This window comes from Pseudomonas sp. H1_D04, assembly GCF_054683855.1.
The window spans coordinates 5,395,850-5,408,203 of the sequence record NZ_CP162826.1 but is presented as its reverse complement, the minus strand read 5'-3'; the positions used below and the strand labels follow the sequence as shown (position 1 = coordinate 5,408,203).

At 56.9% G+C, this 12,354-nt stretch carries 8 protein-coding genes and 3 pseudogenes; 6 read left to right on the top strand and 5 right to left on the bottom strand.

Annotated elements, in window-relative coordinates:
• The first annotated feature begins 28 nt into the window (after nt 1–28).
• The 5 genes and pseudogenes from AB4N82_RS24915 to AB4N82_RS24895 all read left to right on the top strand — a co-directional run bounded on the left by AB4N82_RS24915 (nt 29) and on the right by AB4N82_RS24895 (nt 5,180).
• A pseudogene (locus tag AB4N82_RS24915) lies at nt 29–1,289 on the top strand (ABC transporter permease).
• Between the two features lie 5 nt (nt 1,290–1,294).
• Nucleotides 1,295–2,120: pseudogene (locus tag AB4N82_RS24910) on the top strand (ABC transporter permease).
• Between the two features lie 44 nt (nt 2,121–2,164).
• Nucleotides 2,165–2,914 (top strand): electron transfer flavoprotein subunit beta/FixA family protein, encoded by a 750-nt coding sequence (locus AB4N82_RS24905; RefSeq protein WP_460103460.1) that lies wholly within the window; start codon nt 2,165–2,167, stop codon nt 2,912–2,914.
• Between the two features lie 2 nt (nt 2,915–2,916).
• Nucleotides 2,917–3,849 (top strand): electron transfer flavoprotein subunit alpha/FixB family protein, encoded by a 933-nt coding sequence (locus tag AB4N82_RS24900; RefSeq protein WP_460103457.1) that lies wholly within the window; start codon nt 2,917–2,919, stop codon nt 3,847–3,849.
• A 110-nt stretch (nt 3,850–3,959) separates the two neighbouring features.
• Nucleotides 3,960–5,180, top strand: a pseudogene (locus AB4N82_RS24895) (IS3 family transposase).
• Between the two features lie 44 nt (nt 5,181–5,224).
• Here the strand turns inward: AB4N82_RS24895 and AB4N82_RS24890 are convergent.
• Nucleotides 5,225–6,595, bottom strand: a complete 1,371-nt coding sequence (locus AB4N82_RS24890) for an aspartate aminotransferase family protein (protein ID WP_460103454.1) — start codon at nt 6,593–6,595, stop codon at nt 5,225–5,227.
• Between the two features lie 161 nt (nt 6,596–6,756).
• Between AB4N82_RS24890 and AB4N82_RS24885 the strand changes: the two genes are divergently transcribed.
• Nucleotides 6,757–7,419, top strand: a complete 663-nt coding sequence (locus AB4N82_RS24885; RefSeq protein ID WP_034103253.1) for a GntR family transcriptional regulator — start codon at nt 6,757–6,759, stop codon at nt 7,417–7,419.
• Between the two features lie 265 nt (nt 7,420–7,684).
• Here AB4N82_RS24885 and AB4N82_RS24880 read toward each other — a convergent pair whose 3' ends face one another.
• The 4 genes from AB4N82_RS24880 to AB4N82_RS24865 are packed head-to-tail and all read right to left on the bottom strand — an operon-like array spanning nt 7,685 to nt 12,154.
• Entirely contained in the window at nt 7,685–8,935 is a 1,251-nt protein-coding gene (locus tag AB4N82_RS24880) for a GGDEF domain-containing protein (RefSeq protein ID WP_460103450.1), read from the bottom strand.
• A gap of 23 nt (nt 8,936–8,958) precedes the next feature.
• Nucleotides 8,959–10,320 carry an acetyl-CoA carboxylase biotin carboxylase subunit gene (accC, locus tag AB4N82_RS24875; protein ID WP_460103447.1) on the bottom strand — a complete coding sequence of 454 codons (1,362 nt, stop codon included), beginning with the start codon at nt 10,318–10,320 and terminating at the stop codon, nt 8,959–8,961.
• Nucleotides 10,321–10,337: 17 nt separating this feature from the next.
• Complete coding sequence (gene accB / locus AB4N82_RS24870) at nt 10,338–10,760, bottom strand: acetyl-CoA carboxylase biotin carboxyl carrier protein (RefSeq protein WP_460103444.1); 423 nt, start codon at nt 10,758–10,760, stop codon at nt 10,338–10,340.
• Nucleotides 10,761–10,807: 47 nt separating this feature from the next.
• A complete protein-coding gene (locus tag AB4N82_RS24865; protein WP_236417461.1) occupies nt 10,808–12,154 on the bottom strand; it encodes an MFS transporter in 1,347 nt (448 codons plus the stop codon).
• Nucleotides 12,155–12,354 lie beyond the last annotated feature (200 nt).

Genomic DNA, 12,354 nt, shown 5'->3' with positions numbered 1-12,354 from the left:
CGGTTCAGCCTTATACTTGGAGACCAGCATGTCAGAAGTCAGCCTGACGGCTATCGATCATTCAACCGATAAGGGCGCCTCTCTCAAGCAGCGATTGCTGCATGCCGAACGTGCCTACCGTAAGCGATCCGTACTGCTGATCGCGCCGCTTTTGATATTTCTACTGATCAGCTTCGTGTTCCCGATCGGCAACATACTGTGGAAGAGCCTCGACAACCCGGAAGTCAAACGGGCATTACCCACGACGCTGCAGGCGTTGCAAGACTGGGACGGTGAAAGCCGGCCGGATGAGAAAGTCTTTTCGTCGTTGGTGATGGACCTGAAAACCGCCAAGGCCGAGGGGCAGACCCCAGGCTTGATCAAGCGGCTGGGTTATGAAGACGGTCGTTATCGCACGCTCCTCAACATGGCCTTGCGCAAGTTGCCGAATAACGACGCCGAATCGATCAGTCGGGCGCTCATCGCTCAATCGACGCTTTGGGCGGAGCCGAGTACTTGGCGCAGTATCCAGCGCGCAGGGCGCCCGCTCACGGCGTATTACGTGCTGGCTGCGTTCGATCATCAGGTGGATGCCCAAAGCGGTGATATTGTCGAGCTGCCCAAGGGGCAGGCGCTGTATCTGTCAGTGCTGATGCGCACACTTTGGATGGCCAGCGTGGTCACGCTGCTGTGCGTACTGTTCGGTTACCCGGTGGCCTATTGGCTGGCCAAGCAACCGAGCAGCCGCGCCAACCTTCTTCTGATCATGGTGCTGCTACCGTTCTGGACCTCTTTGCTGGTGCGTACGGCGGGCTGGATCGTGCTGCTACAGAACGGCGGGTTGATCAACAGTTCACTGATCGGTCTCGGGCTCATCGAGCACCCCTTGCAGCTAGTATTTAACCGGGGGGGTCTACATCTCCATGACCCACATACTGCTGCCCTTTGTGATCCTGCCGCTCTATGCAGTGATGAAAGGCATCTCTCCCAACTACGTCCGCGCAGCCGTTTCACTCGGGGCGCATCCGTTCCGCGCGTTCTGGTCGGCCTACGTGCCGCAGACCTTCGCGGGGGTTACGGCAGGTGCGTTGCTGGTCTTCATCATGGCTATTGGGTACTACATCACGCCCGCGTTGCTGGGGGGGCCGGGTGATCAGATGCTGAGTTATTTCGTCGCGTTCTACACCAACAGCACCATCAATTGGGGGATGGCCGCGGCGCTGGGGAGCCAGTTGCTGATCATCGTCTTGCTGTTGTATTGGGTGTATTCGCGCATCACCCGTTCAGCCAACCCCGCCCAACGTGCATGAGGTGTTTGATGAATCATCATTCTACAGTGGTCGAGCGCCTCTGGTCGCCGATCTTCAGTGTATTCAGCTTCAGCCTGCTGGTTTTTCTGGTGGTGCCGATCCTGGTAATCGTACCGCTGTCTTTCAACGAAGGGTCGTTTCTCAGTTATCCGTTGAGCGGTTTCTCATTGCGCTGGTATCAGGAGTTTCTCGGTTCCCAGGAGTGGATGCGGGCACTGCGCAATAGCTTGATTATCGCACCGGCAGCCACGTTGCTGGCCACCGCGCTCGGCACCCTGGCCGCCGTGGGCCTCGCCCGCGGCGAGTTCCGTGGTAAGGGGCTGGTGATGGCCGTATTGATTTCGCCGATGATCGCGCCCGTGGTGATTATTGCGGTGGCGCTCTACTTTTTTCGCCCAATTGAATTTGCTCAACAGCTACCTTGGCCTCGTGCTGGCTCACGCTGCGCTCGGAGTGCCCTTCGTAGTGATCACCGTGGCGGCGACGTTACAGGGCTATGATCGGAATTTTTCCCGTGCAGCCGCCAGTTTGGGGGCACCGCCGTTGTTGGCGTTTCGCAAGGTCATGCTGCCGCTGATTGCGCCCGGCGTGATCAGTGGGGCCTTGTTCGCGTTTGCCACCTCTTTCGATGAGGTGGTGGTGACGCTTTTTTTGGCCAGCCCCGCCCAACGCACGTTGCCGATGCAAATGTTTGGAGGCATTCGCGAGAACCTCAATCCCACCATCGCTGCGGCGGCGACCTTGATGGTAGGTGCGTCAGCCGTGCTGTTACTGCTGATGGAGTGGTTGCGTCGGCGCAACGAAAAACTTCGCGGCAGCAGTACCGTTTGACACGTTATCCCGACCCACCCTGGCTATGCTTACTGAGGTAATTGATGAAGGTCCTGGTCTCTGTAAAGCGAGTGATCGACTATAACGTCAAGGTTCGCGTCAAAGCGGACAACTCTGGCGTCGACCTCGCAAACGTAAAAATGTCGATGAACCCTTTCTGTGAAATCGCCGTGGAAGAAGCCGTACGCCTGAAAGAGAAAGGCGTGGCGACTGAAATCGTCGTGGTTTCCATCGGCCCGACCACTGCCCAGGAGCAACTGCGTACCGCTCTGGCACTGGGCGCCGACCGCGCCGTGCTGGTTGAGTCCGCTGAAGAGCTGACCTCCCTGGCCGTGGCCAAGTTGCTCAAGGCCGTTGTCGACAAGGAACAGCCTTCGCTGGTGATCCTCGGCAAACAAGCCATCGACAGCGACAACAGCCAGACTGGCCAGATGCTGGCTGCACTGACCGGTTACGGCCAGGGCACCTTCGCTTCCAAAGTGGAAGTGAGCGGCGACAGCGTTGCCGTGACCCGCGAAATCGACGGCGGTGCACAGACGGTTTCCCTGAAACTGCCGGCCATCGTCACCACCGACCTGCGTTTGAACGAGCCGCGCTACGCGTCCCTGCCAAACATCATGAAAGCCAAGAAGAAGCCTCTTGAAGTGCTGACTCCGGACGCTTTGGGCGTTTCCACCGCCTCTACCAACAAGACCGTCAAAGTCGAAGCGCCGGCTGCACGCAGCGCGGGCATCAAGGTCAAGTCGGTGGCTGAACTGGTCGAGAAACTGAAAAACGAAGCGAAGGTAATCTGATCATGACTATCTTGGTAATCGCCGAACACGACAACAAAGTGCTGGCCCCGGCCACGCTGAACACCGTGGCTGCTGCTGCCAAAATCGGCGACGACATCCACGTTCTGGTTGCAGGCCAAGGCGCTGGCGCCGTGGCTGAAGCCGCTGCGAAGATTGCTGGTGTGAGCAAAGTCCTGAACGCTGACAACGCCGCTTACGCGCATCAGCTGCCGGAGAATGTTGCGCCATTGGTTGCAGAGCTAGGCGCTGGCTACAGCCACATCCTGGCCGCCGCCACCTCCAACGGCAAAAACATCCTGCCACGCGTTGCCGCGCAGCTGGACGTTGACCAGATATCCGAGATCGTTTCGGTTGAAAGCGCCGACACCTTCAAGCGCCCGATCTATGCCGGTAACGCCATTGCCACCGTGCAATCGACCGCTGCCATCAAAGTCATCACCGTGCGCGCCACCGGTTTCGACCCGGTTGCCGCTGAAGGTGGTTCGGCTGCCGTTGAAGCCGTCTCCGCTGCCCACGACGCTGGTACCTCCAGCTTTGTCGGCGAAGAGCTGGCCAAGTCGGACCGTCCTGAGCTGACCGCTGCCAAGATCGTCGTTTCGGGCGGACGTGGCATGCAGAACGGTGACAACTTCAAGCACCTGTACGCCCTGGCCGACAAGCTGGGCGCTGCGGTCGGCGCTTCCCGCGCTGCCGTCGACGCAGGTTTCGTACCCAACGACATGCAGGTCGGCCAGACCGGCAAGATCGTCGCGCCACAGCTGTACATCGCGGTCGGTATCTCCGGCGCGATCCAGCACTTGGCCGGTATGAAAGACTCCAAAGTGATCGTTGCGATCAACAAGGACGAAGAAGCGCCGATCTTCCAGGTGGCTGATTACGGCCTAGTGGCGGACTTGTTTGACGCGGTGCCGGCGTTTCTGGCTGAGCTGAACTGAAGACGGGTTGTCGAAGCAAAAAAAGGCCGGGTTCACACCAGGCCTTTTTCATGGTGCTGTCCCGTCCCGAATAAGGTTTACACCTTCTGACCTTTCTTCAGGAGGACTCAATGGATACGAGAAAAAGGCGCAGCCAACGCGATTACACGATAGCTTTTAAATTGTCGGTCGTAGACCAAGTCGAAAAAGGCGAGTTGAGTTATAAAGAGGCTCAACGGCGCTTTGGCATTCAGGGCCGGTCCACGGTACTGGTTTGGCTACGCAAGCATGGCCGACAGGACTGGAGCCAATGCGCCTCAATCCGAGCGCCGTGGAGCAGGCCGATGACCGACCCCAACCTCCCGCGGACACCCGAGCAGCGGATTAAAGAGCTTGAAGAACAGTTGGCGCTGAGCAATCAAAAGGCCCAGTTCTTTGAAGCTGTCGTGAACGTCTTGAAAAATGATTACGGTGTGTCCATCGTAAAAAAGCGACCCGGCAAGTCCTCTCGCAAGGGCAAATCCAAGACCTGAGGATTACCAGGGCTTGCCTGTTCATGGGAATTTCGCGCCAAGCGTATTACAAACGTAACCGAGCCGTTGATGCGAGAGCTCACCAAGACCAGCAAGTAGTGGACTTTGTTCTGGAAAAGCGGCGTCGCCAGCCGAGGTTAGGCACGCGCAAGCTGCATTATCTGATGAGCACTGAGGCTGAAGCGCAGGTAATTGTTGGTCGAGACCGTCTTTTTTCCATCTTGCGCGAAGCGCGAGAGCTGGTTCCTCGAAAGCGTGCTTATCATAAAACTACGCATAGCCATCATCAGTTCCGCCGCCATCCCAACCTGCTCAAAGCAGGCCCGGAACAAGTTGTCGCTGGCAGGCCCGAGCAGGTTTGGGTTGCAGATATTACCTATCTGCCCACGCGGGAAAGTGTTGTTTACGTCAGCCTGATAACAGACGCGTACTCACGCAAGATCGTGGGTCATCATGTGCATGACAGTCTGCATATGGAGTCGTTGGTCAAAGCATTGCAGAAAGCTGTTAGCCAGCGAAAATCCATGCAGTCGCTGATCCATCACTCGGATCGCGGGGCCCAGTACTGCTCCGACTTGTATCAGCGGCTACATACGAAACACGGAATCAGGTGCTCAATGACCGATGGCTATGATTGCTATCAGAACGCTATGGCGAGCGAATAAATGGGATTTTGAAAACCGAGTTTTTACTCCGTCGGCCTAAAATCTGGCAGAAGGAGTGAAGATGATGGGCGAGTCGGTGCTGATCTACAACAAAGAGCGGCCGCATGTGGCCTTGAAATACAAAACGCCCGATGCGATGCATCGGGCGTTTTGAGACTGAAACAGTTGTAAACCTATTTCAGGACTAGACATGCTCACTTAGCCATTGACCCATTTGCTGGTGTCGTCCAATGCCATGCCGAACCGATCCACGATTGACCGCACCTCATCTTCACTGATGATCAGCGGAGGGCAGAAAGCGATGGCGTCGCCCATGTTGCGCGTGATCATGCCATGCGCCTGGGCACGCCCTGCCAGATAGCGTCCCAGCGTGCCTGGCGCGTCCAAGGTGGCCTTGGTGGCGCGGTCAGCGACCAGTTCGACGGCTGCGATCAGGCCCGCCCCCCTGATCTCACCGACCAACGGATGATCGCCGAAACGTTGCAACTCTCTGTGCAGGAGTTCACCCACCTGCGCGGCATGCGCCACGAGATTTTCTTCATCAATGATTTTCAGGTTTTCCAGCGCGACGGCTGCCGCCACGGGATGTCCGCCGCCGGTAAAACCATGGCCCAGTGCGCCGAAGGACTTGGTCTGGTCAGCGATGCCTTGATACACCCGCTCATTGAGCAGAATGGCCGATATCGGCTGGTAGGACGACGACAGTTGTTTGGACAGAATCATGATGTCCGGCTCAATGCCGAAGGTCTGGCTGCCGAACATAGTACCGGTACGGCCGAAGCCACAGATCACCTCGTCGGCGACAATCAGAATGTCGTGCTTGCGGCACACACGCTGGATTTTTTCCCAGTACGTACGTGGTGGCACAATCACGCCACCGGCCCCCATCAAGGGTTCTCCGACGAATGCCGCGATGGTTTCCGGACCCTCTTTCAGGATCAACGCCTCCAATTCAGCCGCAAGTCGATCAGCAAATTGCTCCTCGGTCTCATGCGGCAGCGCATGGCGGTAATGGTGCGGGCAGCCGACGTGCAGGAAGCCTGGCAACGGGACGTCGAAGCCGCGCTGGTTGGCCGGCAGGCCCGTGAGGCTGGCACTGGCAAGCGTAATGCCGTGGTAGCCGCCGATTCGGCTGATGAATTTTTTGCGGGTCGGTTTGCCCTGGGCATTATTGAGATACCAGACCAACTTGATCACGGTGTCGTTGGCCTCGGAGCCGGAGTTGGTGAAGAACACCTTGCTCATGGGCACCGGTGCCATGTTGATCAGCTTCTCCGCCAGCTCGATGCTGGGGGCGTGGGCTTTATGACCAAACAGGTGGTAGAAGGGAAGCGTAGACATCTGTTTTTCAGCCGCCGCCACCAGTCGCTTGTTGCTGAAGCCCAGGGCCGCGCTCCATAGCCCGGCCATGGCCTCGATGTAACGTTTGCCGTTTTCGTCGATGACGAACACCCCGTCCCCTCGATCAATCACCAATGGCCCCTGTTCCTCGTGAGCCCTGGCGTTTGTGTAGGGGTGCAATTGATGACGCATGTCTTTGTCGGCTAGAGAGGAACGTGTCGTGGTCATGATGATCTCGCTGTTTTATGGGACCGCTAACTGAAGCATAATGCATGATGCATCATGTTGTGTAGCTGGTTTTTTCTCCATAAAACCGCGATGATGCAGCCCTGTGCTGTCGGGGCCTTGTTTCCCGCCAAATAGAGCCTCTCCCTCCATTCGGATCTGATATGAGCTACCCCATCGGTGAAATAAAACACGCGTATCTCGGCACCAGCGTCTATTCATCTCTACGGGAAGCGTTGGTCACGGGAAAGCTCAAGCCCGATGACAAACTTCGCATTCGTGACCTGGCCATGCAGTTGGGCACCAGCGTCACCCCTGTGCGCGATGCGATTCTTCAGCTTGCGAAAGAGCAAGCGTTAGTCATGAAGACGCCCAAGGACATACGCGTTCCGATCTTGACAAGCCAACAATATTTGGAAATTCGCGCTGTGCGGCTTGCCCTTGAGGGGTTGGCTGCGGAGACGGCGGCGAGCCTTGTCACCGATGAGGATTTGGAGCGTATTGAGGCCAACATCAAGGCCAACCTTGACGCAATTCATCGTGAAGACATGAGCGAAGCGTTGAACCTCAACCAGACGTTCCACTTCTTCTTTGCCGACATCGCTCAAATGCCGCTGTTGCGAGGCTTTCTGGACAGTCTATGGATGCGCACTGGGCCACTGCTCGCACTGGCCTACGATCACTTTTCGGAGCAGATGGCGATCGAGCACCACTGGGAAGTGTTGGCGGCCCTGAAGAACCGTGATGGGGTTGCCGCCAGGCAGGCGATCTGTACGGACATTCTCGATGGCAATGAAATGATGCTGGAGTTTATCAAGACACAGTAGGTGGCGGTTTCACTAACTTCGGTGGTTTGCTCGGCCGTGCCTGCATTCTGTTCTGCACAGCTTCGTGCTCTCCGAGTCGAATTCTTTTTTCTGTGTTTGAACTGACCCCGCACAGTTGGACGATTGCCTCTCTACGCCTGAGCGGCTTGATTCCTGTATTCAACAGGCTCAGGCCGCTTAGCTTCAGTCTGACGCGCGATAGATTGTCATACTGGATGTACTCATCAATGCCTACGGGTTCGGTTCATCTCTAGCCACCCGAGACTCATCCAAATCGGAAACAGTTCTTGCCCGCAGATTTTGCACTATACATCGCGACATCCGCTTTGGATAAAATCTGTTCAACACACCCAAGCTCTGAGGTGTAAGTCGCGGTAATGCCGATGCTGACGCCGAGACCTTGATATTTCGCGTCTTTACTCGTGTAATCTTCGAGGCTTTTTATAATGCGTTCAGCAATGAGTGAGGCGGATATCTTGTCGGTATCGGGCATCACTACGACGAACTCGTCACCGCCTATGCGTGCCACTGCGTCACCCTTGCGTACCACCCGGGTGACCATTTTCGAGAAAGAAACTAATACACTGTCGCCGGTGGCGTGCCCATTAGCATCATTGATTTTTTTGAACCCGTCCAAATCCAGACAAAGTACACAAACGTCACTGTTGCCATTGGCTTTCGAATCACATATCGCCGTTATCCTATTCAGGATTCCTAAGCGGTTCAGCACGCCGGTCAGTTTGTCATGGGTGGCGGAATGTGTACTCTGTGCTTCTGAAATATAGGCTTTCGTCAGGTTTTCATTGAGGTTGTTCAACAGTACCCACAAGCCGGTGAGGTACATGGGCGCTTGCAGAATCAGCACCCGCAACATCGGTTCCGGTTGGAACAGCGTGGCCAATTTCATTGGTATGTCCGTGAGCAGGATTTGTGTAAATGCATAGCGGGGTATGCCTTGGTTTCTCATGGCTATCGCCCCATTCATGCTGACCGTCGATGTGCATGCGAGGACTTGAAGTACCGGGTCCTGGCTGATGATGCATTCTGCGGTACCAATGCCTATTTCGGCGGCCCAGACCAAACCCAAGAGCAGAGAAAGGTCCGTTGCGTAGCGAGGCCTGGATTTGCCGCCGGCAATAAATCTCTGCAGCACAAACCAGCGGGTGATCCAAATCACAACGTCGGCGGCTAACCAACTGATGAAGAACGGCGTGGGGTGAAGTATGACTGCAACGCTGCATATGAGCAGTGTGTTCATCCCTGCTGCGACTAGCGCGGCGCGAGAGGTAAAGGGACCTTCAAGTAGCTTTAGGCGTATGTTCCGATCCATGCTTTGGTTGTCTTTCACAAACCAGCGGATAAACCGTGTAGTGGGAAAAGAGTGAAGATTTGGCATAGGGCTAGTCCGCCATAAAGCGACAACAGATGATGGCCTTTTAGCACTATACCCGAGCACGGATTGGATGGCTTTAAATACCGCAACGAGGACATGAATACGGTCGGGGCTGGCGATCATCAGACTGGCCCCGGCCACCGATATCAATGCTGGTTAGCCAGCTTGTGTTCCAGGTAGTGAATGTTCACACCACCTTCGCAGAAGCCTTCATCACGCACCAGGTCCCGAGGCAGCGGGATGTTGGTCTTGATGCCGTCGACCACGATTTCGTCCAGGGCGTTACGCATACGGGCCATGGCCTCGTCGCGGGTGGCGCCCCAGGTGATCAGCTTGCCGATCAGCGAGTCGTAGTTGGACGGAACCTTGTAGCCACTGTACAGGTGCGAATCCACACGCACGCCGTTGCCGCCGGGCGCGTGGAAATGCTTGACCAGGCCAGGGCTTGGGATAAAGGTTTTCGGGTCTTCGGCGTTGATGCGGCACTCCAGGGAGTGGCCGTGCATCTTCACGTCGTCCTGGGTGAAGGACAGCACGTTGCCAGCGGCGATGCTGAGCATCTCCTTGACGATGTCGATACCGGTGACCATCTCCGAAACCGGGTGCTCTACCTGCACGCGAGTGTTCATCTCGATGAAGTAGAAACGGCCGTTCTCGTAGAGGAACTCGAAGGTACCGGCGCCACGGTAGTTGATGTCGATGCACGCCTTGACGCAGCGAGCCAGCACTTCTTCACGGGCTTTCTCGTCCAGACCCGGTGCCGGCGCTTCTTCCAGTACCTTCTGGTGACGACGTTGCAGCGAGCAATCGCGGTCGCCCAGGTGGATGGCGTGGCCCTGGCCGTCGGAGAGTACTTGCACTTCCACGTGACGTGGGTTGGTCAGGTACTTTTCCAGGTAGACCATCGGGTTGCCGAACCAGGCGCCCGCTTCGGAGCGGGTCTGCTTGGCAGCTTCGATCAGGTCTTCTTCCTTGTGCACCACGCGCATGCCGCGACCACCACCGCCACCGGCGGCCTTGATGATCACCGGGTAACCGACTTCGCGACCAATGCGCAGAGCGGTTTCCTCGTCTTCCGGCAGCGGGCCGTCGGAGCCAGGAACGGTTGGCACGCCGGCTGCGATCATGGCGTCCTTGGCCGAGACCTTGTCGCCCATCAGGCGAATGGTTTCGGCTTTAGGGCCGATGAACGCGAACCCGGATTTTTCCACCTGTTCGGCGAAATCGGCGTTTTCCGCGAGGAAGCCGTAGCCCGGGTGGATGCCATCAGCGCCGGTCACTTCCGCGGCGGCGATGATGTTCGAGACTTTCAGGTACGAGTTCGTGGCCAGTGGCGGGCCGATGCAAATGCTTTCGTCCGCCAGTTTCACGTGCATCAATTCGGTATCGGCCGTCGAGTAAACAGCGACGGTCTTGATGCCCAGTTCCTTACAGGCGCGCACGACGCGCAAAGCAATTTCACCACGGTTGGCGATCACTACTTTTTGCAGTTTTGCGACTTCACTCATTCTGATCTCCACGCCGCTCAAACGATGTTGAACATGGGCTGGTCGTATTCAACGGGTTGACCGTCTTCGACCATGATTGCTTCAATGACCCCGCTGCAGGTTGCCTCCACCGTATTCATCATTTTCATGGCTTCCACGATGCACAGCACGTCGCCCTTTGCCACAGATTGGCCAATCTCAACGAACGCTGCTGAAGTCGCCGAGGCCTTACGGTAGAAGACGCCCACCATCGGCGCCGAGATAACTGTGCCGGCGAGTTTCGACTCAGGCTGAACCTGCTGAGTTTCAGCTATTTGTGGGGCCGCCACCGCTGAGGGAGGAGCGGCGGGTTTACTGTTACGACGAAGACGAACCCGATTATTACCTTCTTTGAAATCAATCTCCGCCAGGCCCGAGCCTTCAATCAACTTGACCAGTTCTTTTACTTTTTCAATGTCCATGCTGCTGCAACCTTATGTTTGGATTAGAGGCTTAACGTCGCGTCGAACTATCTAAGGAGGTTGCCCTTGGACGTTTCACGCAACGTGAGAATCGCTAACAAGGCACACACCGCAGCACCCGCCATGAAATAGCCCGGTACCAGTAAATTGCCGGTCTTGGTGATAATCGAGGTGACCACGTAGGGGGTGATCCCGCCGCCCAGGATGGCGCCCAGGTTGATGCTGATCGCCATGGCCGTGTAGCGCACACGTGTCGGAAATTGCTCGGCGTAAGTGGGGTAGCCCACCGATTGCACGATTGGCATGGGCAAGGTGGCGACAAACATCGCCAGGGCGGCGATCCAGAGGCTGCCGCTGTCCATCAGGATCATCATGGGAATCACCAGAGTGGCGTAACCCAGGAAGCCGATGCTCAGTGCCTTCCGGCGACCGATACGGTCTGACAAACCACCCCAGAAGGGCATCATCGCCGCCATGCACAGGCTGATCACTGCAATCACCCAGTAGACTTTGGATTTGTCGAAATGCAGGTAGGTGGTCAGGTAGATGTTCATGAACACCATCCCGATGAAGTAACCCGCATTCTGTGCAGAAGCAAATACGATGACCCGCAGCAGTGCTGGCAGGTTTTTGCTGAACACTTCTTTGACCGGTGCTACCGGTGGCTTTTCCTTCTCCAGGAAGGCTTTGAATTCCGGCGTTTCTTCAACGTTATGCCGCATGTAAAACGAAAACATAACCAGCGGGATGGACAGAAAGAACGGGATACGCCAGCCCCATGCCTGCAGTTGCTCGGCACTGAGCAACCCGGTGGTGATACCGCAGACAATCGCGCCGGTGGCGCCACCCACGGCAACGCCCAGCGGTGTGAATGAACCGAAGAACCCGCGTCGGCCGTTGGGAGAAGATTCCGCCACAAACGCCGCGGCGCCTACCACTTCGCCGCCGGCGAAGAAGCCTTGGGACAGTCGCAACAGCACCAGCAGGATAGGCGCGGCCAGGCCGATCTGGGCGGTGGTCGGCAGCACCCCAATAAGAGCGGTGGCGGTGCCCATGCCGATCACGGTGCTGAGCAGCACTCGACGTCGGCCGATGCGGTCGGCAAGGCGGCCGAGCAGCACGCCGCCGATCGGGCGGATAACAAAGGCAATGCCGAACACCGCCAACGTGGCGAGGAGGGCGGCGGCGGGGTTGTCCCCGGGAAAGAACAGCGGGGCGATGATGGTCGCCATATACCCGTAGATACTGAACTCATAGTATTCAACGGCGGTGCCGGTGGCCGAGGCCATGGCTGCGCGCTTGGCAATCACGGCCGACTGCGTTGTGCCGCCGGTGGCGTGTGCCTCGACGTCGATGTGCGGCGAGTGCGTATTTTCAGAGAGAACACGAGACATAAATACCTTCCACTCTGGCCAATGGCCAAAAGAGTTAAGTGGCAGAGGGGCCTGCCTTGAAAGTGACGTACTGAAAACCGACAGTGCACAGTTCATCCGGGCATTCAGGCGCCCAGACGCATCCGTCATTGACTATTCAGCTCTCAGACGAGGTTTTAAGCTCGGCAGTTAAAACGAGGGGGTTGATTCACGAGGCATGG